We start from the raw sequence: 22329 nt of genomic DNA, 5'->3' as shown, positions 1-22329 counted from the left end.
AGGGGCTTATTTTGATAAAAAAGAGAACTTGAATGCTTACTATCATGTCCTTGAACAAATATTAGCCAATCACGGTATTCCCCTTCAAATTATAGTAGATTGAAACTAGAATAGTACACCTCTACTTCTAAAACATTGTTAGAAATCGATTTGACTGTCCTGATCGGTTTGTCCTATTCTTATTTCATTTTACTATACTTTCAAACCTAGCCGTTTCTCAATAAAACGACTAACTGAATACATCACACGCTTAGCGGCTGCCTCGCTTCCGACCATCATCACACAATCATCTGCGTAGCGCACAAATCGAAGTCCCCTCTTTTCTAATTCCTTGTCCAATTCATTAAGCATGATATTAGATAAGAGAGGAGATACATTTCCTCCCTGTGGTGTACCAACTAGCGTTTTATGACGCCGACCGTTAATGATAACACCTGAATGAAGATACTTACGAATCAAGGATTCCCTATCTCCGTCTTCGATCATATTATGTACTAAGGACATCAATCTATCTTGAGGAACCCTATCGAAAAATTTCTCTAGGTCTATATCCACTATCCACTCATAGCCGTCATTTAAGTACTCTAAGAGCTTGGACAATGGCTTGTTGGATTATCCTATCCATCACTGTCGGAATCCCAAGCTGAAGGACACCTCCATTGGGTTGGGGGATTTCAACTCGCAGGACTGATTGAGGTTTGTATTTTCTCTGTTTTATCAGCTCCTTAGTCAAGCGCCAGTTTTGTCTGAGATAGTCATCCATCTCTTCGATAGTCATTCCATCAATCCCAGCTGAGCCTTTATTGGATTTTACTTGATTGTAAGCTTCCAGCATATTTTCGCGTGATACTATCTTATCTAGCAATTTTGACATGTGCCTATTCCTTTCTTGTTTTGGTGCCTGAGGGATATCTTATATTGGTGAACCTTCATCTAGTCAATACGTGACAGAGTCCAGTTCTATCAGACCGTTCGTTTTACAGACACAAGTAAAGTAGGATTACTTCGATCTGTCGTTTTCTCTTTCTAGCGACAGAGCTCACGGGATAAGTCCTACATCTTTCCTCGTTTAGACTAGACATGAGGACGTTAAAAGGTTACAGTGGAAAAAGATAAATCTTAGTTCGAATTCAATTACTCTCGTGATTTACGCATATAGGTTACGACTACCTTTTTGGACTTTAAGGTTTCGCGCCCCCCCTATCCGCTATATACGCCTTACTATCACCTTCCTGTTCGTAGAGCCACGATTTCGCTATCCCTTCCTCTGACGATTCTTATTTCCAGCGTCAGACTTAAAACGGTCTATCCCCAGACCGTTTTAATCCGCTACCTCACGATAGTCAGGCTTGGGAATCGCTATTGGGTTCACCGGTAGCAGGTGCCCACCAAGGACTTATACTCAATGAAAATCAAAGAGTAAACTAGGAAACTAGCCGCAGGCTGTACTTGAGTACGGCAAGGCGACGTTGACGTGGTTTGAAGAGATTTTCGAAGAGTATTACACCTCAGATGCACCACATGCCCGTCGTACTTCAAAAAAACTGAAGTCAGATTTCACTGACCTCAGTTTTTTATTATTTAGCATAATCTACTGCACGAAGCTCACGAATCACGGTTATCTTGATATTTCCTGGGTAATCGAGATTGTTTTCAATTTTCTCACGAACTTTGTGAGCTAAGATTGTGACTTTGTCGTCCTTGATTTTTCCTGGATTGACCATGATACGAATTTCACGTCCTGCTTGAAGGGCAAAGCTATTTTGTACCCCTTCAAAGCCGTTCGCAATTTCTTCCAAATCATGGAGACGCTTGATGTAGCTTTCAAGAGACTCACTACGAGCACCTGGACGAGCTGCGCTCAAGGCATCTGCTGCAGCAACGATAACTGCAATGACGCTCTCAGCTTCAACATCTCCGTGGTGACTAGCAATCGTATTGACCACAACTGGATGTTCCTTGTACTTACGTGCCAATTCCATACCGATTTCAACGTGGCTACCTTCAACCTCGCGGTCAATGGCTTTTCCGATGTCGTGAAGGAATCCAGCACGACGGGCAAGAGCCGCATTCTCACCAAGCTCGCTGGCCATAATACCAGCTAACTTAGCAACCTCAATCGAATGGCGCAAAACATTTTGGCCATATGAAGTCCGGAATTGCAAGCGACCCATAATCTTCATCAAGTCTGGATGAAGGTTTGGTGCGCCAATCTCATAGGCAGCAGTCTCACCGTATTCACGGATCTTATTGTCAATCTCTTGACGGTTTTTCTCAACCAACTCTTCGATACGAGCTGGGTGGATACGACCATCCTTGAGCAACATTTCCATAGTCATACGGGCAATCTCACGACGAATCGGATCAAATCCTGACAAGGTCACCACTTCTGGTGTATCGTCGATAATCACATCGACCCCTGTCAAACTTTCAAAGGTACGAATGTTACGACCTTCACGACCAATAATGCGTCCCTTCATAGTATCGTCTGGCAGATGAACCGTTGAGTTTGTTGACTCCGCTACATATTCACCAGCGATACGTTGCATAGCTTGAACCAGGATGTCCTTGGCCATTTTGTCAGAACGTTCCTTGACCTCTTGCTCAGCTTCGCGAATACGACTGGCAATCTCCTTGGTCAAGTTTTCCTCTGTCTGTGCCAAGATAATATCTCGTGCTTCTGCCTGAGACAGAGCACCAATACGCTCTAGTTCTGCTTCTTTTTGTCTTTCGACTTCCTCTAATTGCTCTTCACGCGCATCAAGGTTTTTCGCTCTATCAGAAATACTTTGTTCTTTTTGTTCAAGTGTTTGTTCTTTACTCGTCAAATTGTCGTCCTTACGGTCAAGGCTAGTAGCTCTCTCTGTCAAACGACTTTCGATTTGTTTGAGTTCTTGACGTTCTGATTTGAATTCAGCGTCCACTTCTTCACGGTATTTTCTGGCTTCTTCTTTGGCCTCCAATAGTGCTTCTTTTTTAAGAGACTTGCTTTCACGTTTGGCTTCATTAACAAGTAAATCCACTTCACGCTCAGCTTGTCCACGTAAATTAGTTGCTTCTTGTTCAGCATTTAAAAGCATCAACTCTGCAGCTTCCTGAGATGATTTCATCTTAGCTGAGATGCTGACATATCCAATGACTAAACCAATGATGACGGCAAAAACAGCAATCGCAAGCGACATGATTTCCATGTTTTTACCTCATTTTATTGTTATTCCGAATGACATACATTCTTTTACATTCTACCATAAAAAAGTAATTTTCACAAACCTTAAATGGATATCGCTAACATCCGCATTATCACTATCATAGTTATCATTTACAGATATAAAGCGAATACCTTTTTCAAGAAATATCTTTTGTAAGTACTTTCCTGACTCGATATACTCTCTGCCGAAACGAGATAAATCTTTTACCATAATGATAGAAAACTTTCCTTTATTCAGGTCATCAATCATATTCTTAAAATTTGGTCGCTCAAAATTAGAACCACTATATCCATCATCTACATATTCATAGGATAATTCAATAGATTTCTCTTCTACCTCAAAAGCAAAAAGGATAAATTCCCCCTACACTTAAAATTTATCCCTCTTGGTAACCTCTTTTATTAATTTTTTTGATAAAGAAAACGCACATTTTATTTAACTGGTGCTGAAATATTTATAATAATATTTTTTTAGTTCTTTCTAGAATAATGATATTAAGATTTTTCATATATCTTATATATTCTTCTTCTGTGCTAGCAATCCTAATATCTTCTTTATCTAAAAAGACAACCTGATTGTTCTCTAAATCTGATTTAATTAAATCTATAATTTTATTTTGCTCATATATAAATCCTTCTAACTTAAAAAACTCGACAAATTTCTCAAATCCATTTTTACAATTATCATCATCAAAAAATAGTTCAAACCATTCACGGTAATTCTCTATAGCATAATCTATTTTTGAATTATTATTTCCCGCAAACCATTCTTTTATAGCATATAGTGTTAAATCAAAACGATCATAATATCCTTTATAAATTCCATTCTTGATTCTAGGTTTTCCACCTCTAGCTGTATTAACGGTTTCTGATTTTCCACCACCTCTAGGGAAAAGAATGTGTCCACCTATTGTTCTTGAAATACTCAAATGATCTAAAATTATTCTGTCGTTTAATCCTGCCTTTCTTGCCCAATAAATAGAGGCTCCTATATAATCACTTGATAATAAATACTTATACTTATCCTTATCAATAAATAAAGTATAAAAATCTCCATTTCCAAAGTTTTGGCATTTATTACATACAGATGTTATTTTAAGTTTTTCTTTTGAATCATCATCAAAAAACATCTTACATAAATCATCGTACAACGCCTTACTACATACATCAGGATCCTTTCTATTATATAATGAAAAACCTTTGGGAAAATAAGGATATAAATCAAATAGATAATTTTTAAACTTCATATTTATTACTCTCCATTAAATCTTTTTAGGAAATTTAAAGTCAAATTTTCCTCCAAGCACACCCGCACTTACTCCCGCAACTACTACAAGTGTTGTACTAATTGTTCCTATTTTCTTCACGCCACTGTTTAGCTCTTTTGTTAAATAAAACAACATTGATCATATCTGCTTCACTTACATACTTGTAAGACAACTGTTCGTTGGTAAGATCTTTTAAGAGATATTCTTTGATTGCATCTGTATGAATTTTGTAGTTAATCTTAGAAATTTCTCTATTCAAATTCCAGCCTAATGATATCTTAGAATTTTAATCTGACTTAAGTCTTTTGTAATCCTGAATTACATACATCTTAAATTCAGCAGAAATACATGAAGCAAATTCAAAGGCAATATCTATATGTGCAAATGCACCACCATATCTTCCACCTTTTGAGATAATTCCGATTGCTCCAGTTTTCTCTACCCATTTCTTAGGAGACAATGTAAATGAATTATATCCAGCTTCCGATTTAATTCGGTCGAATTCGACCGAATTGAAATTCATGTTGTTTAAGCTTTTCCATAAACCAAGAAACTCAATTGTATCTTTTCTTCTCATCCAATTTTTAATTACATCACTCGATACTTATCCGAACGATAAGCTCCACGTAAGGTGTTCGCAATCGACCAAACTGCATTGACTACATTTGAAATCTGAACATCGTTCGACTGGAATATCGGTAGTTTTTCTTTAAAATTAGACATTTACTTCCCCTGTTTTTATTATTAACAATTCTCTTCATTATACCACAAAATACAAGTGATAAAGCGGATTCAAGGGAAAAAATCGAAGTTTATATACTAACTTTCTTTTCTGAGTTTTTGTCTTTTGTATTAGGGATTCTGTCATTTTCTAAAAAACTTTATCTTAAACTTACTCATAAAAATTTAAAAAATAAAAAGCCCACCTTTCAGTAGACTTAGTAGTGATCTTTGAAGGACAAAAAAGCGATGCTATCTCCATCCATCATATAAATCAAGCGATTTTCTGCATCAATACGCCGTGACCAGGCTCCTTGGTAGTCATACTTGAGTGGTTCTGGTTTTCCTATTCCTGTAAATGAATCACTTTGAATATCCTTAATTAGTTTATTGATTCTTTTTAGTGTTTTCTTATCCTGAGTTTGCCAGTAGCAATAATCTGCCCAGGCATCTTCTGTAAACTTGAGCAGCATTCCTCACTCCTCAATAACATGGACTTGAGTGCTTCCAGCACGGACTTGAGCCATTCCTCGCAAGACCTTGTCAGATAGTTCCTTATTTTGAACGATTCTCAGAGTTTCCTGAATACTGTCCCATTCGCTCTTTGAAAGAACTACAATGTCCTCATCTGGATTTTTATTAACCACCGTTAAAGGCTCAAATTCATCATTGACCTTCTTCATATAGTCTTTTAAATGATTTCGGAATGTTGAGTAAAGAACTGCTTCCATAACCATACCTCGTTTTACCTCTTTTCCACTATTATACACGAAAAGAAAGAAATTGTCAGAAACTTGTACAAGATTTTCTTTTCTATCTATTTATTCGTAAAAAATCTCAAAAAGCCTACCTTTCAGTAGACTTAGTTTGTTTCTATTCTTATTGGCACTCTTCCAAAATTCTGTTCTGCTATACTTGGATTTCCTAGTTGGTAAATCTGGTCTGCCTTTTGGGTCATAGTATCCCAAGGCTCTTTGCCAATTCGACTGACTAGATTGACCTGTCCCTTCAAGGACTTGAGATGTTGCCTGCCTTTTTCAGTAAATCCAAGGACATGAATGGCTTCTGACAAGTCACTTTCTCTAGCTTGCACCAAAATATAGGTCAAAAGACGTCTGACACGCGCCTTGGTGTAGCGTTTGGTAGTCACTAACTCGACCAATTCTTCCACAGACTGGGCTGTTTTAATAGCTTCTTTAATGCGCACAGCCATTTCTTGATTGACCTGATAGATGGTGGTTAGGTCGGGATTTGACAAGATTTGATAGCGGAGCAAGGGAAAATAGTCATCCCAACTCACCTTACTGGCTTGCTCAAAAAGGGTAACAGAAGGCATAAAGCGTTCTAAGAAATCTTGGTCTGACTGATGCTGACGGAGAGCTGTCGCCGAGGCGTAGTCTACATCCTTATCCACAGAATGATAGCCAGCCCCCTGACGCTGAATCGGATGAAGTTTAATATTTCGCCCCGCAACCGCCTTGGCATAGGCCAGAGCAAGAACATGATTGGGCGTATTGCCAGAAAAATCAAGACCAGCAAATTCCTTCCACATGGCCTGAGTTTTCTGGGGATAGGAAAGGGAATCAGGCAGATTTTCCACAAATTTCTCCATCTCAGCACCTTTCTCTGTGTATAAGTCAGCGATTTTCTGATAATCTCGAACTTCCTCTGTCCCAAAAACTAGACTATCAATGCCCAAGCGATCCAAGATATTCACAGCTCCTTGACCAAAGAAATCAGCTGCCTGAACACTGACTAAAAAGGGCAATTCCACTACCAAGTCTGCGCCATTTTCCAGCGCCATCTGGGTCCTTGTCCACTTATCCACAATAGCAGGCTCTCCACGCTGCATGAAATTCCCTGACATGGCAACAATTTTCAGTCCCTCTGCCTGATCCAGCAGGTATTTATGGCCATTATGAAAAGGATTGAACTCCGCGATAATACCTGTGATGGTCATGATAATCTCCTACTTCTGCGCCACAAAAAACCAACGGGTGCTAGTTTCTGTTGGCTCCTTATCCTCAAAGTCTGCATAGAGTTTGAAGGACTTGAATCCAGCCTGTTTCAGCAAGATATCATAGGTCAAGATCTCATAGGTTCTCTCCTCATGTACTTCATCGTGGCGACTAAAGGAACCGTCAGCCTCCTTGATAAAGAAAGTCAGCTCATGCACGATGGAATGAGGAGCTTCGTCCTCATATGTATCCCAAAGCATGGCAAAATCTTCCGCATTTTCATGGTAGGAATAGCCAGGGAATACTTCATCTGTCTGGTAGGTCGAGTGCACGTCAAAGATGAAAACTCCCTCTTCATTCAGCGCATTGTACACGTCCTTAAAGACGTCCCCTAATTCCACCTCATCCTGCATATAGCAGATAGAGTCCGAATAACACGTGACAAAATCGTATTTCCCTGCCTTGGACAAATTCAGCATATTACCTTCTATAAAAGCAATCTTTTGCTTGGCTGAAGTCGCTCTCTTCTCCGCAATCTTCAACATATCCGCACTCAAGTCAAGTCCAGTCACATCAAAACCAGCCTGAGAGAAGCGCACTGATTGAATTCCTGTCCCACAAGCCAGTTCCAAGAGTTTCTTTCTCTCCTTGGTCTTAGGCAAATGACGCAGAGAAAAATTCGTCCATTTGTCGTATAAACTATCGTCCATGACCGCATCATAGACAGCCGCAAAGGTTTCATAAGTCGCCATAATCATGATACCAAGAGCTCCATGGTAAACACCACTAGCCCTTTACCTTTCTATCAATTTTTCTAAAATAAGCAAAGAAACCCAGTTGACTACAACTGAGTTCATCTTCTAAGCAAGAGCTTCTGAAATATCTACTGAATTCGCCTCATGCCATAGCTTCTCTAGATTATAATGGGCACGCATTTCTTCTGAAAAGATATGCACGACAACAGCACCGAGGTCCAGTAAGACCCAGCCTCCAGCTGCATCGCCTTCGACATGGCTACCTTTAAAGCCTGCTTGAGCTACTTTTTCACGGATATTGTCAGCGATAGCATCCAACTGACGGCTATTCATTGAACTAGTGATAACAAAGTAGTCCGTCACACTAGTCAAATCTTGTACATCAAGCGCGAGGATATCCTCCGCACGTTTCTCATCAGCCGCTTTCACGACTAGTTCTAGTAATTCTTTTTCGTTCATTTAGTCCTCTTTTTAAAAAATATGTTTGTAATCTAGGACATCTGCAAAGCGCTCCTCCCAAATGTCCTCATAAAATTCATTAATCGTTTCTGCCGGAATGTCATCCCCATCAAAGGTTGTGACAGCACCTTCTGGAACAATAAGCTGATAGCCATATTCAAAGGCAACCTTGACAGAGGTATCCACACAATATTCTGTCTGCATACCACATAAAACTAATTTTTCAATCCCCTGTTTATCCAAGTATTCTTTTAAGCCAGTTTCTTTGAAAATACTGTTATACTTCTTCTGAAAGACCTTTTCAGCAGGTTTTCGATTTAAAAGCGCAGATAACTGCCAATCTTCTGATGTTTGAGCTTCAGAGTTCTCAATATGTTGAACATAGATAATTTCAATATTCTTGCTTCTAGCCTGGTTTTGTAAATAAGAAATTTTTTCCAATAGACTTTTTGTCTGGAACCCAGTTTCTACTAAAACATTCTGAACATCAATGATTATAAAAGCCGTCTTCATTTAGTCCTCTTTCAAATAGCGCACAAAGGCGTTATAGGTTTCAAGGGTTTGGGGATAGATGGGAAATCCCTGATGAGCTAGATGCTCCACGGTACGAGCTGTTTCGTAGGCCACCGCCTTATTAAGTGATAGACTTGCAATCTCACGCGCCACATCTACTCCTGGAAAGGCGCGATTATGCTCGATATAGTCTGCGACGTAGATGACTTTATCTAGGTCTGTCATCTGGTCAGCACCGACTGTATGGATTTCAATAGCTCGCAGGATTTCTGAATCATACAGCTCCAAATCTTCCTGAATTTTGTAAATGCCAACCATTCCATGCCAGACATTATTACCCCAGTTTTTGAGATCAGAGTCTAGCTGATAACGGCCAATTAATTCAAGAAATTCCTGATCTGACAGCTTCTTAGCATAATCATGGAGAAGACCTGCAAGACCTGCTTTCTCGGTATCAACTCCAAATCGCTGAGCCAGTTCTATGGCGGCACGCTCCACACCTAGACAATGGGTTAGACGTTTCTCAGGTAGAAGCTTTGCCATTTTTTCCAACAAGGCCTCACGGGAGCAGTTGATATAGTCTTGATAGGACATCAGTAGAGCCCCTCCTTCTCGATGTAGTCTAGCACTGGCTGAGGTAGGAGAAAGTTGGGTTTCCGACCTTGGGCAATGAAGTCCCGCACCATGCTGGACGAGATATCCATGAGCGGTACGTCCACCCAGATAACTGGATAGGAAGTCCCTGCCTTGTAGCGTGGACGCTGAACCCCCACAAACTGAACCATGTCAACCAGTTCATCAATTCGGTACCACTTAGGCAGATAGTCAACCATGTCGGCACCGATGATAAAGTAATAATCCGTATCTGGATTCTTCTCTGTCAAAATCTTCATGGTGTCGTAAGTGTAGGAAATACCCTTGCGCTCCAACTCAATAGTTTCAATGGCTAGGCCTTCGATCCCCTCAATCGCCAACTCAAGCATTTTGAGACGATGGTGTTCAGGAATGGTTTCCTTTTTATCTACATGAGGAGGTTGGTATTCAGGCATGAGCAAGACCTGATCCAGTCCCAACTGTTGCCGTACTTGGTCCGCAACGATGAGATGGGCATTGTGAACAGGGTTAAAATTCCCCCCTAAAATCCCGACTTGCTTGCGTTTTTTCTCCTTGATTTCTGGCTCCAACTCTACCTTGGTAAAGGGAGTCAATAGTTCGATTGCCATAGGCTAGTCTCCTTTATTTTTCTGTAAAAACAGTTATTTGGAGTATAGTTTTTAGATCTCTTTGACTTTTTTAGAAATCTTGCGATTTTCTTTCTTGCTAGATTGTTTAAACAAAATCAAGATGCGTCCGATTTTTTGGACTGTATCCACACCGATTTCTTCTTCCAAAATTTCAGCTACTTCGTGGATATTTTCATCTGTATTTTGCAAGAGCGTTACTTTAATCAATTCGCGTGCATCAAGTGCTTGACGAACGCTGGTTTTGATTTGGTCGTTGAGACCATTTTTTCCAATTTGGATGATGGGTTTGAGGGTGTGTGCCTGACTGTTGAGGAAGGCACGTTGTTTTGATGTTAATGACATAATTTTCTTCCTTGTTTTTTGATAGTTATTTTAGGTGGTGAGGGACGGTCGGAACTAATTTTCCAAAGATCTCATCTTTGAAAAATGGATTTCCTGACCTCACAATTGAGCCTTGGTCTCAATTGTGCCCCTTGCCAATCTACAGATTGGCAAGACACCACGGCAATAACTATCTTTTTATGAGCTCACTTTGTTCGCTCAGTGATTTTATTTTAAATAATTGCTTTTCGTGTGACGACGGCGACGCCTTCTGGTGCCCAGACGGCGACTTTGGCAGTGCCTGTTACGCGGATCCAGCCTAGTCCTGAGATCACTAGGTCAGTTTTATCCTTGATGTTAAAGACATGCTGGACTAGTTTTGGAAAATCTTCTTTTTCCTTGCTATTTGGTGGTGTCAAAAGTGTTCCGAGGTGCTTATCGTAGAAAGCACTAGCGCCTTCAAGCTTAGTACGATGGAGTTTCAATTCGTTGTCAAAAAAGGCAGTGAAACCTTGTTTTTCTCCTGATATAAAGTCAAAACGTCCGAGACCACCTAAAAATAGGGTTTGTTCAGGATTAAGCTGATATGTTTTAGGCTTGATCTCCTTTTTAGGGCTGACATACTTGAGGTTTTTGGCCGTCAAGTAATGGGCCATTTGGTGACGGTGGATGATTCCCGGCGTATCGTAGATATAAGAACCATCATCAAGCGGAATCTCAATCTTGTCCAAGGTTGTCCCTGGGAAACGCGAAGTCGTAATAACATTCTGATCACCAGTGATTTCTTGGATAATAGCATTGATTAGAGTTGATTTTCCAACGTTAGTTACACCGACAACATAGACATCGCGGCCTTTACGGTAATGTTCAATCTTGTCAATGACTTCCTTAATGGTATGTTTGTTTTGAGCTGAAGTTAGGACGACATCAACAGGACGAAGCCCTTCTTCATGGGCACGTTCCATGAGCCACTGGCTAATCTTGCCCGGTTTAACTGACTTAGGTAGGATATCTTTTTTATTTCCAACCAAGAGGACATCATTGCCCGATACAAAGCGTGGCAAGCCTGGGATGACAGAGCCATTAAAATCAAAGATATCAATGACATTGACCACTAAGGCATCGCTGTCTCCCACCTCGTGCAAGAGCTTGAGGAAATCATCGTCCGTCAACTGGACATCTGTGATTTCATTGTAATGACGGAGACGGAAACAACGTTGGCAATAGACTTCACCTATCTCCAAACCTTTTTCGAGTGCCGACTGGGGGGTAAAACCAAGACCAACCTTATCTGTCGTCTGAATGGTTGCTCCACAACCAATACAGAGAATTTCTTCCATAGTTAAATTCCTTTTTTATATGTAATCGGTCCGTACTTTTTAGTGATTTTTCGCATAACACGACGCTCGCGAGCTCGGTTAATCTGCGTTTTAATCGAGTCATGTTGGACCAAGGGCTTGACCAAGATTGAACGAATGCCTGCACGGTGGGCTGCTCGTATATCTGTCATGAGCTGGTCGCCAACCATGACCACTTCCTTTTTCTCATAGTGAAATTCCTTCATGGCACGGTCAATTCCAAATGTGAAGGGCTTCAGAGCCCAATAAACGTAGTCAATCCCAAATTTCTCAACTGCTCGTTGGACGCGTTTTTTGGTGTTATTTGACACTACGATAATGCGAATGCCCGCGTCCCGAAGGTCATGTAGCCATTGCTTCATCTCTGGTGTCCCGTCAGGGTTGTTCCAAGCAATAAGGGTATTGTCCAAATCGACCAAAACAGCCTTGATTCCCTGCGCCTGCAGGCTTGGGACTGTCAGATCATAGACTGCTTCCACAGCAAAATCTGGCATGTAGTTTTCAATCGCCATTCTGGCTCCTTTTCTTAACTTTTTTTCGCAATTTTCCTTAGTAACAAGGATAAAACAATCCATAACCCTGCACTAGCTATACTGATGTAGAGCCAAGCATGGGGCTCATCTGTTAAAGGTAGGGGAACATTCATTCCGAAAAAGCCTGTCACGACTGCCAAAACAGCTAGCAAGACTGAAATGATAGTCAAGGTTGTCAAATTATCATTCAGATTATTGTTTAGAATATTGTTGTAAGAGGCTGAAAGTTGCTGTAAAATCTGAGAGATTAGGTCTGTCATGGATACCAGCTGATGAGCCTCAATCATAGCATCATCAAACTGCTCTCTCTCAATCTCATCAAAACTACGATACAAGGCATGACCTTGAATATGCTCCAACAAAATCCGATTTTGTTTAGCAGCCGCAGTAAGATAAACCATACCCGTCTCCAAGTCGGAAAGGGCAAAAAGATTTTTCTTAGTTGTTCGCTGACGCAAGAGACCATTGACCTCGTCCTTACTCTTATCCATCTGCTCGATGACAGGGTAGTAGGCATTGCTGATGATTTCCAGACTGGCAAAAAGAAACTTGTAGATCGAAAGCGTGTCATGGCTCTCCAGATAACGGGTCATTTGTTCAATGACATAGGCGTTCTTGGTATTACTAATGGTAATCAGGCGACGATGCTCCACGATAAAGGTCATGGGAAAAGTCTCATAGTAGGCCTTGTCCTTTTTCACATCTAGGACATTATAGATAAAGGTAACCGTCCCACTTTCACGGTGGTAGTCCATGTGGGCACGCTCATTCCTATCCAGTGCGTACTCAATGGTTTCCTTGTCCAAGCCGTAGATTTCAGAAAGGTCTTCTAGTTTATTCAACTTTCCGAGGTCTAGGTCTATCCAGGTACAACCATTGCCCAACTGCTTTTCTAAAACCATCTTTTCTCCTTTATTAAACTCCCTCTATTGTACCACAAATTACTTAAAATAACAGGTCTAGTCCGTGCGTGAGAAATTGCTAACAACCGTGATATTTCGGTTCGGAACAAAGTGAAGAGCTTGCTCCTCGCTACGAAGCTGTGTCGTACGAATTCCCACACTGACAACCTTACCCGATACAGTAATGGGGCCGTTGGTCAGAACAACCTCATCTCCCACATCCAGTTGACGTTCAAAAAGGATGAAAAAGCCATTGATGACATCAGACAGAAAACCTTGGGCTCCCATCCCAATCGCCACCCCAGCGATTCCAGCCCCAGCCAGCAAGCTAGATACAGGTAAGCCTAAAATCGATAAAATACAGTAGAGTAAAAAGAAATATGACGTATAATTAAACACATTTTCTAACAAACGTGAGATGGTTTTCTGGCGCCCGACATCATGATGAGACATTTTTAGAGAAGGTTTGGCAATTCTCTGCACCATGGTATGAAGCATTTTTTTAGCAATATAAAATACAATCAAAAGCAGTAAAAGAGAAATGACCTTGGTTAGAATATTTTCGATAATGGTTGTCACATCTAGCTTTTCAATATAAGCTTGAATAAATTTTTGCATATAAAACTCCTTTATTTCATTATACCATATTTTCATCAGTCTCATTATCCATAAATATTCAAAAAATAGACAGAAAATTCTTGATTTTGTCTATCGTTTATACTATAATCATAATCACTACACAGAAAGGAGATTATTATGAAAAGAATCATTCATGCTTGGAACAAGGCAAGCCTTGTCAAGCGTATCTTGATTGGTATGCTTTGTGGGGGAATTCTAGGACTGACCCTTCCTAATCTCTCAGGAATTGGGTTACTCGGGGATTTATTCGTTGGAGGTCTAAAAGCTGTTGCTCCTATCCTAGTCTTTGCTCTCGTTGCCAATGCCCTTTCCCAACATCAAAAGGGACAAGATAGCAATATGAAAACTGTTGTTTTCTTGTATATCCTAGGAACTTTTGCCGCTGCTCTTGTAGCTGTACTAGCAAGTTTCATCGTCCCTATTGAAATCACCCTAAATAGTGCTAATACCGATATTGCTCCACCAGATGGGATTGGACAGGTCCTCAGCAACCTCTTGCTCAAACTGGTTGACAATCCAGTCAACGCCCTGCTTACTGCTAACTATATTGGAATCTTATCTTGGGCAGTCATTTTTGGAATTGCTATGAGAGAGGCCAGCAAAAATAGTAAAGAATTACTAAAAACTATCGCTGACGTGACTTCTAAAATTGTCGAATGGATCATCAATCTGGCTCCATTTGGAATCCTTGGTCTTGTTTTTAAAACCATTTCTGACAAGGGAATCGGAAGCCTTGCCAACTACGGTATTTTATTGGTTCTATTAGTAACGACTATGCTTTTTGTTGCCCTTGTGGTCAACCCTTTGATTGCCTTCTTCTTTATGAGACGCAACCCTTACCCTCTAGTTTGGAACTGCCTCCGTGTCAGCGGTGTGACAGCCTTCTTCACTCGTAGTTCTGCGGCTAACATTCCTGTCAACATGAAACTCTGCCATGACCTTGGACTCAACCCAGATACCTATTCTGTTTCTATCCCACTTGGCTCTACTATCAACATGGCTGGAGCAGCGATTACCATTAACGTTTTGACCCTTGCTGCGGTAAACACTCTTGGAATCCCTGTTGACTTTGCCACAGCCTTTGTCCTCAGTGTGGTAGCAGCTATCTCAGCCTGCGGTGCTTCTGGTATTGCGGGAGGTTCCCTCCTTCTTATCCCAGTTGCTTGTAGCCTTTTCGGTATTTCTAACGATATTGCCATGCAAGTTGTTGGGGTTGGATTTGTGATTGGGGTCATCCAAGACTCATGTGAAACAGCCCTTAACTCTTCTACAGACGTCCTCTTTACTGCCGTTGCCGAATACGCAGCAGCCCGTAAAAAATAACTCATAAAGGCAAGCCTGCTCAGGTTTTGTCTTTTGCTCTTTTATTCTAACTTATACTCTTCGAAAATCAAATTCAAACTACGTCAGCTTCGCCTTGCCGTACTCAAGTACTGCCTACGGCTAGCTTCCTAGTTTGCTCTTTGATTTTCATTGAGTATTATCAGGAAATTCTTATGTCTATTAGCCAACGTACGACCAAGCTCATCTTAGCTACCTGTCTTGCCTGCCTGCTTGCTTATTTTCTCAATCTTTCCTCAGCAATTTCGGCTGGAATTATCGCTCTCTTGAGCCTATCTGATACGCGTAGAAGTACTTTAAAACTGGCTCGCAATCGCCTCTTTTCCATGCTCCTAGCTCTGGCTATCGGTGTTCTAGCTTTTCACTTGAGCGGATTTCATATCTGGAGCCTTGGTCTCTATCTTGCCTTCTATGTGCCTCTAGCTTACAAGATGGGCTGGGAAATTGGCATCACACCAAGCACTGTTTTGGTTAGCCATCTCTTGGTACAAGAGTCAACCTCTCCAGACCTTCTAGTCAATGAATTCTTTCTCTTTGCTATCGGTACAGGATTTGCTTTACTGGTCAATCTCTACATGCCTTCACGAGAAGAGGAAATTCATCACTACCACACATTGGTAGAAGAAAAGTTAAAAGACATCCTCCTGCGCTTCAAATATTATTTATCCAGAGGGGATGGACGCAACCGAGCACAGCTGGTGGAAGAATTGGACACCCTTTTGGAAGAAGCCCTCAGACTGGTCTATTTGGATCACTCAGACCACCTCTTTCACCAGACTGATTACCATATTCACTACTTTGAGATGAGACAGCTACAAAGTCGTATCCTGCGAAATATGGCCCAGCAAATCAATACCTGTCACCTAGCTGCCAGTGAGAGCCTGATTTTGGCTCAACTCTTTTCAAAAATTGCAGGTCAACTGAGCCAGACCAATCCTGCTTCTGATTTGCTAGATGAAATCGAACGCTATCTGGAAGTCTTCCGAAACCGCAGTCTGCCCAAGACAAGAGAAGAATTTGAAACCCGCGCTACCCTTCTTCAACTCCTACGTGAAGCCAAAACCTTCATCCAAGTAAAAGTTGATTTTTACAAAAATATGGACAGTAAAAAAGAAAACCACTAAAAAACAGAACTTGCCAGCATTCTTGAAAAGTAGTATAATTATTGCATGCGCAATCATCTTGTGACGCAGAGACTGCCCGTTAATGGACTTTCTTCTATTTATGACTCTAAAAAGAAAGGAGACACTATGACCTATTTGGAAAAATGGTTTGACTTCAATCGGCATCAGAAAGAAATTGAAAGTCTCCTGGAAGAGACCATTGCCCAACAGAGCGAGCAAAGTCTGACCTTGAAAGAGTTCTACCTGCTCTACTATCTGGACTTGGCCCAAGAAAAATCTCTACGCCAGATTGACCTGCCAGATAAGCTTCATCTGAGCCCGAGCGCAGTTTCTAGGATGGTGGCTCGCTTGGAAGCTAAAAATTGCGGTCTACTCAGTCGCATGTGCTGCCATCAAGATAGACGCTCTAGTTTTATCTGCCTGACAAATGATGGGCAAAAGACACTGGCCTCGCTACAAAAGGCTGTCGAAGAAAGCTTGGAAGCAGGTTTGGATTTCTTGATTTAAGATGATTTTAGAAAAAAGTTGCGTGCGCAATCATTTTTATTGACATTCTCTTTTACAAGGAGTAAAATAAAGTCAAGATTAAACAAAGGAGTTTTATATGATTGAAATTACTTATCTAGACGCCAGTAAGAACGAAAGAACTGTGACTTTCGAATCCTATGAAGATTTTGATCGTTCGCAACAAGCTTGCATTATCGGCGTCGCAGACTACTACCCTGTCCAAAAATTGACTTATAAGGATCATGATTTGGACTACCATGGGACTTATGGAGATATCTTCTTCTATCTCAAGAAACAAGATTTAAGCCAATATAACTAAAAAAGGAGAAATACAATGGCAAAAGCAATTACAGATGCAACATTCGAACAAGAAACAAAAGACGGTTTGGTCTTAGTAGACTTCTGGGCAACTTGGTGTGGTCCATGTCGTATGCAAGGTCCAATCTTGGACAAATTGTCTGAAGAACTTTCAGAAGATGTCTTGAAAATCGTTAAAATGGACGTTGATGAAAATCCAAACACAGCTCGTGCTTTTGGAATCATGTCTATTCCAACTCTTCTCTTCAAAAAAGACGGCCAAGTTGTCAAACAAGTTGCTGGTGTTCACACAGCAGAACAAATCAAGGCCATCGTTGCTGAATTGAGCTAATCAAACGAGAGACCAAGTACTTTCTTTGGTCTCTTTTTTCTTGCCCTTTGCCATTTTTCAAAAAATATGCTAGACTGTAAGTAGAATATTACGATGTTTGGGACATGCCATCGCTAAAAAAAACCTTGACTTGGTATTTTTTAGCTCCCTCAAGGGAGCTTTTTGCGTGCTCTGAACATTTCCCATTTTGGAAGGAGTACTATGAAACGTCAATCAGCCTTGGTCGTCTTTAGTGGCGGTCAAGATTCCACAACCTGCCTTTTCTGGGCTAAAGAACACTATGAAACGGTCGAAGCCGTTACCTTTGCCTATGGCCAACGCCACCATCTCGAAATTCAAGTTGCCAGAGAAATCGCTACGGAACAGGGCATTCGTCATCACATCCTAGATATGTCTCTGCTGGGGCAAATCACTGAAAATGCGCTGACCTCTGATATGGAGATTGAGCAAAAAGAGGGAGAAGTTCCCAATACCTTCGTTGACGGTCGAAACCACCTCTTTCTATCCTTTGCGGCAGTCCTTGCCAAGCAACGAGGCATTAAAGATATCGTGACAGGTGTCTGCGAGACAGACTTCTCAGGCTACCCCGATTGTCGAGATGTCTTTGTCAAATCCCTTAATGTTACCCTCAACCTTGCCATGGATTACGACTTCGTTATCCAAACACCTCTTATGTGGCTAGACAAGGCTGAAACTTGGGAGCTAGCCGACCAACTCGGTGCCTTTGACTATGTTCGTGAAAAGACCTTAACCTGCTACAACGGAATTATCGGGAGCGGCTGTGAAGATTGCCCCGCCTGCCACCTACGTCAACATGGGTTAGATGTTTATCTCTCACAGAAAGGAGAAGCCTAATGTTTTTTGCACCCAAAGAAATCAAACAGGAAACTGGGGAGTCTCTTGTCTACAATCCTTATCGGACTCTAGTCTCCAAAGAATTTACCTTTGATGCTGCTCACCACCTCTTTCACTATGAGGGAAAATGCAAATCCCTGCACGGCCACACCTATCATCTGCAGATTGCTGTCAGTGGATTTTTAGATGAACGTGGTATGACCTACGATTTCGGAGACATCAAAGCGACCTACAAGAACTACTTAGAGCCCCACTTGGATCATCGCTATCTCAATGAAACTCTTCCCTATATGAACACGACTGCTGAAAATATGGTTTACTGGATTTTCCAAACCATGAATCAAGAGTTGCCAAACGAGCGCGGTCTCCGTTTGGAATACGTTCGTCTCTATGAGACTCCGACTGCCTTTGCAGAGTTTAGACGGGAGTGGTTAGATGACTAGGGAACGTGTCCTCAAACTACCAGTTCTAGAAATTTTTGGCCCAACCTTTCAAGGCGAAGGCCGTGCAATCGGGCAGAAAACCATGTTTGTCCGCACTGCTGGTTGCGACTACCACTGCGACTGGTGCGATTCTGCCTTTACTTGGGATGGCTCTGAAAAGCCAACTCGTATGACAGCTGACGAGGTCATTGCTGCCTTGGATAAATTGGGGAGCTACGACTATGTAACCCTATCTGGGGGAAATCCTGCTATCCTAGCAGCCAACATGGCCGAATTGGTCACCAAACTCAAGGAACGTGGTGTTACTCTGGCTGTTGAAACTCAAGGCTCTCGCTGGCAAAATTGGTTAAAAGACATCGACCAGGTTACTCTCAGTCCCAAACCTCCTTCATCCAAGATGGAAGTCAACTTTGAGACCTTGGACTTTATCGTTTCCCAACTTGATCCAGACAGGGTCACCTTTAAAATCCCTGTCTTTGATGATGCCGATTTGGCCTTTGCCAAAGGGATTCAAGAACGCTACCAACCAGATGTTCTCTTCTTATCAGCAGGAAATCCTGAGCCCAAGGCTACGGGTAATATTGTCCAAGACCAACTGGACCGCCTCAAAGAACTCTGGGAACGTGTCGCTGCTGACGACAGCTGGGGCAATGTCCGCGTCCTCCCTCAACTGCATACCCTCCTCTACGATAATCAACGTGGTGTTTAAGATTAGAAAGAAAAAATCATGTCACAACAAGAAGAAATGAAAAACCTAAGCCTACTAGGCAACAAAGAAACCAACTACATTTTCGAATATCAACCAGAAGTCCTCGAATCCTTTGACAATCGTCATGTGGAAAATGACTATTTTATCAAATTTAACTGTCCTGAATTTACCTCACTTTGCCCGATCACTGCTCAACCAGACTTTGCGACCATTTATATTTCCTACATCCCTGACAAGCTCTGTGTTGAGTCAAAATCCCTCAAACTCTACCTCTTTAGCTACCGAAATCACGGAGATTTTCACGAAAACTGTATCAACACCATCGGGAAAGACTTGGTCAACTTGCTAGACCCTCGCTATTTAGAAGTCTGGGGAAAATTCACTCCGCGCGGTGGCATTTCAATCGACCCCTACTACAACTACGGTAAGCCTGGAACTAAGTATGAAGGCTTGGCAGAACAACGCCTCTTCCAACACGACCTTTATCCAGAGAAAATTGACAATCGTTAAACTCATACTCAATGAAAATCAAAAATCAAACTAGGAAGCTAGCCGCAAGTTGCTCAAATCACTGCTTTGAGGTTGCAGATAGAAGCTGACGTGGTTTGAAGAGATTTTCGAAGAGTATCATACGAAAAAGCCCTGTTCCTCTAGATGAGGAGCAAGGCTTTTTGTTTTTCAATTATTCTTCTGTTCCAAGGAAGTTTTTTGCAACGAGGGCTGCAAGAACCCCACCAACGATTGGTGCAAGGATGAAAATCCAAACTTGTTGAAGGGCTGCGCCACCTACCAAAACAGCTGGTGCCAAGCTACGAGCTGGATTTACTGAAAGCCCAGTAATGTTCAATCCGACAAGAATCATCGCCATCAAGGACAAACCGATTACCAAACCAGCAATCGCGCCATTTCCCTTGCTTGCTGAAGTCACAGTCATGATAACCAAGACAAACAAGAAAGTTGCGATGACTTCAAACAAGAAACCACCAAAGACAGTGACACCGTTTGCCAAGGCATTTTCACCAAGACTAGCAGTTGACATACCTGAGTTAGCCAAGAGGAAGAAGACAGAAGCAGATGCTAAGAAAGCTCCAACTACTTGTCCAAGGATGTAGTTGACAAGCTCTGAAGATGACAAACGTTTGTTAACAAACATAGCAATCGAAACAGCTGGATTCAAGTGAGCACCTGAAACAGTTCCGATTGAGTAGGCTGCAACTACGATTGCCAGACCAAAGGCAACGGCAATCCCTAGGTGACCAAGACCTTCAACACCATTTCCAAAAACAACAGCTCCTGTCCCGACGAATACAAGCATGAACGTACCGATTAACTCAGCAACAAATTTTTTCATTTTCTTTCTCCTTTTTTCAAAAACTAGATACTAGTCTATCAAAAGTAGGAAAGGGTTTCAAGAAAATTGATTGGAAATTTTTTGAAAATCATAGAACTACTAGCAATACCTAATATTGAAAAGATTGAATAGCTTCTTTCAAGTCATCTTGTAAACTATTTCTCTGGTCAAGTTGGACATAGACTTCCAACAGACAGGATCTGAAGTTGGAAAATTTATAAAAATCTTCTCTTTCTTCTATCGGAAAGTCAACAGCTTTTATCCAAGAAGCTACTTGCTCTTGCGCTAACTTCCCTTGTAAAATAGGTTCATAGATCACTCTTGCTAAACGCCAATCCTCATCATCTGTAAAGCGAATCGAAACTCTTTTAAATAGTTGGCCAAGTATATCAAATACTTCATGAACTCTGTTTTTAGGAAAGTTGGGATGACAAACCACCTCTGTCAGTAAATCGGCTCCATGTGCAAAAGCATGAACCCAACCATACTGACTTGAAAAACCCGTTGTATCCTTTTCTTTTGAAAGATAATACAAACCTTGATTTAAAAGGACATTACGAATTCCTGCATTTAATTCCTGATAAAAAATCGATTGCTGGTTGGCATCTGCAGACAAGAGATTTGCATAAATAAGCGCCCTAAAAGAACGTTCAAGGGTTGACAGGCCTACCTTATCAATATCTTTATCTAACCCTCCATCAGATGAAATCCCTTCAGCAATGAAATGAAATTGTTCCTGTGTAAATAGCTCTTCCTGAATCCCTCTAGCAAAGCTTGTAAAAACAAGGTCATCACGAATTTCTGGAGAAGGATCTCCCAAATGATCAAGTAGCCACTGGATTTCTTCCTGGTTATAACTTGGTTTTTCTTCTGCTATTTTTCTAAGTAACTTTTGATACATGGTCAATACCTCTACATTTCTAGCAACTGTTCAAAAAGCTGTCCTTAAATGACTTTAGCAATTTGTAAAATTAAGTTAAAGAGAAAAAGACATTTATATTCAGAGAAACAGCACATTTCTGAAAGGATACATAAATGATTTATTCCATATTACCACAAATGAACTTGTAATGATAGAACTTTATCACAAAAATCACATTTCTGTCTCAAAAATTGCGAAAAACTAGTTATATAGTCATTTAGTTTTAAAAAAGCGTTCCAAACATTCAAAAATAGTTGGGACTTCCCTTAATAAATCTGTTACTTTCTTTTTCAAGATAGCCCAAGCTTGCTCAATAGGATTCAAATCTGGTGAATAAGGCGGTAGAGGTAAGAAAAAGTGTTTATCTTGGATGCAGAGTTCATCCAAAATGTTCTTGGGATCAAAACTAGCATTGTCCATGATAATAACATGAGGTGTCTTCAAAGCAGGCAGGAGTTGCGTTTTGAACCACTCCACAAAGAAATCGCTTGTCCTGCTGTTCTTGTAAATCATGGGAGCTATAAACTCTCCGTCTACTTGTCCTGCAACA

The 22329-nt window shown here is 41.1% G+C and carries 27 protein-coding genes and 4 pseudogenes; 9 read left to right on the top strand and 22 right to left on the bottom strand.

The genetic code is table 11. The features are described 5' to 3' along the window. Positions 1-195 precede the first annotated feature (195 nt). The 19 genes and pseudogenes from HT715_RS03435 to HT715_RS03345 all read right to left on the bottom strand — a co-directional run. A pseudogene (locus tag HT715_RS03435) lies at positions 196-874 on the bottom strand (reverse transcriptase domain-containing protein); the annotation flags it as partial. Positions 875-1577: 703 nt separating this feature from the next. Further along, entirely contained in the window at positions 1578-3191 is a 1614-nt protein-coding gene (locus tag HT715_RS03430) for a ribonuclease Y (RefSeq protein WP_119920126.1), read from the bottom strand. An 81-nt stretch (positions 3192-3272) separates the two neighbouring features. Then, a pseudogene (locus HT715_RS03425) lies at positions 3273-3527 on the bottom strand (recombinase family protein); the annotation flags it as partial. 136 nt (positions 3528-3663) lie between these two features. Beyond that, complete coding sequence (locus tag HT715_RS03420) at positions 3664-4455, bottom strand: hypothetical protein (protein ID WP_050975963.1); 792 nt, start codon at positions 4453-4455, stop codon at positions 3664-3666. Positions 4456-4470: 15 nt separating this feature from the next. After that, a complete protein-coding gene (locus HT715_RS03415) occupies positions 4471-4611 on the bottom strand; it encodes a hypothetical protein (RefSeq protein WP_000899898.1) in 141 nt (46 codons plus the stop codon). Beyond that, positions 4565-5068, bottom strand: a pseudogene (locus HT715_RS12385) (KilA-N domain-containing protein); the annotation flags it as partial. The gene HT715_RS03415 and the pseudogene HT715_RS12385, both read right to left, overlap by 47 nt. Before the next feature lie 346 nt (positions 5069-5414). Further along, a complete protein-coding gene (locus tag HT715_RS03405; protein ID WP_016398855.1) occupies positions 5415-5669 on the bottom strand; it encodes a Txe/YoeB family addiction module toxin in 255 nt (84 codons plus the stop codon). 3 nt (positions 5670-5672) lie between these two features. Next, the gene (locus tag HT715_RS03400; RefSeq protein WP_016398854.1) at positions 5673-5927 is read right to left on the bottom strand and encodes a type II toxin-antitoxin system Phd/YefM family antitoxin; all 255 of its coding nucleotides are present in this window, start codon (positions 5925-5927) and stop codon (positions 5673-5675) included. A 131-nt stretch (positions 5928-6058) separates the two neighbouring features. Next, positions 6059-7156, bottom strand: a complete 1098-nt coding sequence (locus tag HT715_RS03395; RefSeq protein ID WP_050208334.1) for a nucleotidyltransferase — start codon at positions 7154-7156, stop codon at positions 6059-6061. 9 nt (positions 7157-7165) lie between these two features. Then, positions 7166-7906, bottom strand: a complete 741-nt coding sequence (locus tag HT715_RS03390; RefSeq protein ID WP_050208346.1) for a class I SAM-dependent methyltransferase — start codon at positions 7904-7906, stop codon at positions 7166-7168. Positions 7907-8014: 108 nt separating this feature from the next. Further along, the gene (rsfS, locus tag HT715_RS03385) at positions 8015-8368 is read right to left on the bottom strand and encodes a ribosome silencing factor (protein ID WP_119920127.1); all 354 of its coding nucleotides are present in this window, start codon (positions 8366-8368) and stop codon (positions 8015-8017) included. A 12-nt stretch (positions 8369-8380) separates the two neighbouring features. Then, positions 8381-8881 carry a cysteine hydrolase family protein gene (locus tag HT715_RS03380; RefSeq protein ID WP_000844707.1) on the bottom strand — a complete coding sequence of 167 codons (501 nt, stop codon included), beginning with the start codon at positions 8879-8881 and terminating at the stop codon, positions 8381-8383. After that, entirely contained in the window at positions 8882-9475 is a 594-nt protein-coding gene (gene yqeK / locus HT715_RS03375; RefSeq protein WP_119920128.1) for a bis(5'-nucleosyl)-tetraphosphatase (symmetrical) YqeK, read from the bottom strand. Beyond that, complete coding sequence (locus HT715_RS03370) at positions 9475-10104, bottom strand: nicotinate-nucleotide adenylyltransferase (RefSeq protein WP_023938851.1); 630 nt, start codon at positions 10102-10104, stop codon at positions 9475-9477. The genes yqeK and HT715_RS03370 overlap by 1 nt, the downstream gene beginning before the upstream one ends. Before the next feature lie 51 nt (positions 10105-10155). Further along, positions 10156-10467 (bottom strand): ribosome assembly RNA-binding protein YhbY, encoded by a 312-nt coding sequence (yhbY, locus tag HT715_RS03365; RefSeq protein WP_000060169.1) that lies wholly within the window; start codon positions 10465-10467, stop codon positions 10156-10158. Positions 10468-10679: 212 nt separating this feature from the next. Next, positions 10680-11786: a ribosome biogenesis GTPase YqeH gene (yqeH, locus tag HT715_RS03360; RefSeq protein WP_100127957.1), complete on the bottom strand. Its 1107-nt coding sequence runs from the start codon at positions 11784-11786 to the stop codon at positions 10680-10682. A 2-nt stretch (positions 11787-11788) separates the two neighbouring features. Next, positions 11789-12316, bottom strand: a complete 528-nt coding sequence (locus tag HT715_RS03355; RefSeq protein ID WP_023941083.1) for a YqeG family HAD IIIA-type phosphatase — start codon at positions 12314-12316, stop codon at positions 11789-11791. Between the two features lie 14 nt (positions 12317-12330). Further along, the gene (locus tag HT715_RS03350; RefSeq protein ID WP_000242250.1) at positions 12331-13239 is read right to left on the bottom strand and encodes a magnesium transporter CorA family protein; all 909 of its coding nucleotides are present in this window, start codon (positions 13237-13239) and stop codon (positions 12331-12333) included. Positions 13240-13296: 57 nt separating this feature from the next. Then, positions 13297-13857: a mechanosensitive ion channel domain-containing protein gene (locus HT715_RS03345; RefSeq protein WP_001168882.1), complete on the bottom strand. Its 561-nt coding sequence runs from the start codon at positions 13855-13857 to the stop codon at positions 13297-13299. A 138-nt stretch (positions 13858-13995) separates the two neighbouring features. Here HT715_RS03345 and sstT point away from each other — a divergent pair, with 138 nt between their 5' ends. The 9 genes from sstT (at position 13996) to queF (ending at position 20016) form a co-directional block, all read left to right on the top strand. Next, the gene (sstT, locus tag HT715_RS03340) at positions 13996-15201 is read left to right on the top strand and encodes a serine/threonine transporter SstT (protein WP_000821228.1); all 1206 of its coding nucleotides are present in this window, start codon (positions 13996-13998) and stop codon (positions 15199-15201) included. A gap of 173 nt (positions 15202-15374) precedes the next feature. Beyond that, positions 15375-16343: an aromatic acid exporter family protein gene (locus tag HT715_RS03335; RefSeq protein WP_000028167.1), complete on the top strand. Its 969-nt coding sequence runs from the start codon at positions 15375-15377 to the stop codon at positions 16341-16343. A gap of 126 nt (positions 16344-16469) precedes the next feature. Next, positions 16470-16850, top strand: coding sequence for a MarR family transcriptional regulator (locus tag HT715_RS03330; protein ID WP_119920130.1), 381 nt, complete (start codon positions 16470-16472; stop codon positions 16848-16850). Between the two features lie 97 nt (positions 16851-16947). Then, positions 16948-17169, top strand: a complete 222-nt coding sequence (locus tag HT715_RS03325; RefSeq protein WP_000570252.1) for a DUF4649 family protein — start codon at positions 16948-16950, stop codon at positions 17167-17169. Positions 17170-17184: 15 nt separating this feature from the next. Then, the gene (trxA, locus tag HT715_RS03320) at positions 17185-17499 is read left to right on the top strand and encodes a thioredoxin (RefSeq protein WP_001029581.1); all 315 of its coding nucleotides are present in this window, start codon (positions 17185-17187) and stop codon (positions 17497-17499) included. Positions 17500-17700: 201 nt separating this feature from the next. After that, positions 17701-18354, top strand: coding sequence for a 7-cyano-7-deazaguanine synthase QueC (queC, locus tag HT715_RS03315; protein ID WP_000828776.1), 654 nt, complete (start codon positions 17701-17703; stop codon positions 18352-18354). Then, entirely contained in the window at positions 18354-18797 is a 444-nt protein-coding gene (gene queD, locus HT715_RS03310; protein WP_000464585.1) for a 6-carboxytetrahydropterin synthase QueD, read from the top strand. The genes queC and queD overlap by 1 nt, the downstream gene beginning before the upstream one ends. Beyond that, positions 18790-19506 (top strand): 7-carboxy-7-deazaguanine synthase QueE, encoded by a 717-nt coding sequence (gene queE / locus HT715_RS03305; RefSeq protein WP_000196466.1) that lies wholly within the window; start codon positions 18790-18792, stop codon positions 19504-19506. Before queD ends, queE begins: the two co-directional genes overlap by 8 nt. A gap of 18 nt (positions 19507-19524) precedes the next feature. Next, a complete protein-coding gene (gene queF / locus HT715_RS03300; protein ID WP_000082587.1) occupies positions 19525-20016 on the top strand; it encodes a preQ(1) synthase in 492 nt (163 codons plus the stop codon). Between the two features lie 172 nt (positions 20017-20188). On the opposite strand, the gene HT715_RS03295 is transcribed toward queF, so the two are convergent. From HT715_RS03295 to HT715_RS03285, 3 genes and pseudogenes are all read right to left on the bottom strand, one after another. Continuing rightward, positions 20189-20857, bottom strand: coding sequence for an aquaporin (locus HT715_RS03295; RefSeq protein WP_119920133.1), 669 nt, complete (start codon positions 20855-20857; stop codon positions 20189-20191). Between the two features lie 109 nt (positions 20858-20966). Next, a complete protein-coding gene (locus HT715_RS03290) occupies positions 20967-21758 on the bottom strand; it encodes a DUF2785 domain-containing protein (RefSeq protein ID WP_000284389.1) in 792 nt (263 codons plus the stop codon). Positions 21759-21992: 234 nt separating this feature from the next. Beyond that, a pseudogene (locus HT715_RS03285) lies at positions 21993-22329 on the bottom strand (IS630 family transposase); the annotation flags it as partial.

Origin of the sequence: Streptococcus sp. 4155, from assembly GCF_013276695.1 — a bacterium.
In the GTDB taxonomy this organism is placed as follows: domain Bacteria; phylum Bacillota; class Bacilli; order Lactobacillales; family Streptococcaceae; genus Streptococcus; species Streptococcus pseudopneumoniae.
Note: the sequence above shows the minus strand (reverse complement) of the source record. Positions and strands in the feature narration are given on the sequence as shown.

What these genes read in the sequence shown, in the direction of transcription:
- HT715_RS03430 (WP_119920126.1), bottom strand. Translation starts at nt 3,191, where the DNA reads ATGGAAATCATGTCGCTTGCGATTGCTGTTTTTGCCGTCATCATTGGT.
- HT715_RS03420 (WP_050975963.1), bottom strand. Translation starts at nt 4,455, where the DNA reads ATGAAGTTTAAAAATTATCTATTTGATTTATATCCTTATTTTCCCAAA.
- HT715_RS03415 (WP_000899898.1), bottom strand. Translation starts at nt 4,611, where the DNA reads ATGTTGTTTTATTTAACAAAAGAGCTAAACAGTGGCGTGAAGAAAATA.
- HT715_RS03405 (WP_016398855.1), bottom strand. Translation starts at nt 5,669, where the DNA reads ATGCTGCTCAAGTTTACAGAAGATGCCTGGGCAGATTATTGCTACTGG.
- HT715_RS03400 (WP_016398854.1), bottom strand. Translation starts at nt 5,927, where the DNA reads ATGGAAGCAGTTCTTTACTCAACATTCCGAAATCATTTAAAAGACTAT.
- HT715_RS03395 (WP_050208334.1), bottom strand. Translation starts at nt 7,156, where the DNA reads ATGACCATCACAGGTATTATCGCGGAGTTCAATCCTTTTCATAATGGC.
- HT715_RS03390 (WP_050208346.1), bottom strand. Translation starts at nt 7,906, where the DNA reads ATGGCGACTTATGAAACCTTTGCGGCTGTCTATGATGCGGTCATGGAC.
- rsfS (WP_119920127.1), bottom strand. Translation starts at nt 8,368, where the DNA reads ATGAACGAAAAAGAATTACTAGAACTAGTCGTGAAAGCGGCTGATGAG.
- HT715_RS03380 (WP_000844707.1), bottom strand. Translation starts at nt 8,881, where the DNA reads ATGAAGACGGCTTTTATAATCATTGATGTTCAGAATGTTTTAGTAGAA.
- yqeK (WP_119920128.1), bottom strand. Translation starts at nt 9,475, where the DNA reads ATGTCCTATCAAGACTATATCAACTGCTCCCGTGAGGCCTTGTTGGAA.
- HT715_RS03370 (WP_023938851.1), bottom strand. Translation starts at nt 10,104, where the DNA reads ATGGCAATCGAACTATTGACTCCCTTTACCAAGGTAGAGTTGGAGCCA.
- yhbY (WP_000060169.1), bottom strand. Translation starts at nt 10,467, where the DNA reads ATGTCATTAACATCAAAACAACGTGCCTTCCTCAACAGTCAGGCACAC.
- yqeH (WP_100127957.1), bottom strand. Translation starts at nt 11,786, where the DNA reads ATGGAAGAAATTCTCTGTATTGGTTGTGGAGCAACCATTCAGACGACA.
- HT715_RS03355 (WP_023941083.1), bottom strand. Translation starts at nt 12,316, where the DNA reads ATGGCGATTGAAAACTACATGCCAGATTTTGCTGTGGAAGCAGTCTAT.
- HT715_RS03350 (WP_000242250.1), bottom strand. Translation starts at nt 13,239, where the DNA reads ATGGTTTTAGAAAAGCAGTTGGGCAATGGTTGTACCTGGATAGACCTA.
- HT715_RS03345 (WP_001168882.1), bottom strand. Translation starts at nt 13,857, where the DNA reads ATGCAAAAATTTATTCAAGCTTATATTGAAAAGCTAGATGTGACAACC.
- sstT (WP_000821228.1), top strand. Translation starts at nt 13,996, where the DNA reads ATGAAAAGAATCATTCATGCTTGGAACAAGGCAAGCCTTGTCAAGCGT.
- HT715_RS03335 (WP_000028167.1), top strand. Translation starts at nt 15,375, where the DNA reads ATGTCTATTAGCCAACGTACGACCAAGCTCATCTTAGCTACCTGTCTT.
- HT715_RS03330 (WP_119920130.1), top strand. Translation starts at nt 16,470, where the DNA reads ATGACCTATTTGGAAAAATGGTTTGACTTCAATCGGCATCAGAAAGAA.
- HT715_RS03325 (WP_000570252.1), top strand. Translation starts at nt 16,948, where the DNA reads ATGATTGAAATTACTTATCTAGACGCCAGTAAGAACGAAAGAACTGTG.
- trxA (WP_001029581.1), top strand. Translation starts at nt 17,185, where the DNA reads ATGGCAAAAGCAATTACAGATGCAACATTCGAACAAGAAACAAAAGAC.
- queC (WP_000828776.1), top strand. Translation starts at nt 17,701, where the DNA reads ATGAAACGTCAATCAGCCTTGGTCGTCTTTAGTGGCGGTCAAGATTCC.
- queD (WP_000464585.1), top strand. Translation starts at nt 18,354, where the DNA reads ATGTTTTTTGCACCCAAAGAAATCAAACAGGAAACTGGGGAGTCTCTT.
- queE (WP_000196466.1), top strand. Translation starts at nt 18,790, where the DNA reads ATGACTAGGGAACGTGTCCTCAAACTACCAGTTCTAGAAATTTTTGGC.
- queF (WP_000082587.1), top strand. Translation starts at nt 19,525, where the DNA reads ATGTCACAACAAGAAGAAATGAAAAACCTAAGCCTACTAGGCAACAAA.
- HT715_RS03295 (WP_119920133.1), bottom strand. Translation starts at nt 20,857, where the DNA reads ATGAAAAAATTTGTTGCTGAGTTAATCGGTACGTTCATGCTTGTATTC.
- HT715_RS03290 (WP_000284389.1), bottom strand. Translation starts at nt 21,758, where the DNA reads ATGTATCAAAAGTTACTTAGAAAAATAGCAGAAGAAAAACCAAGTTAT.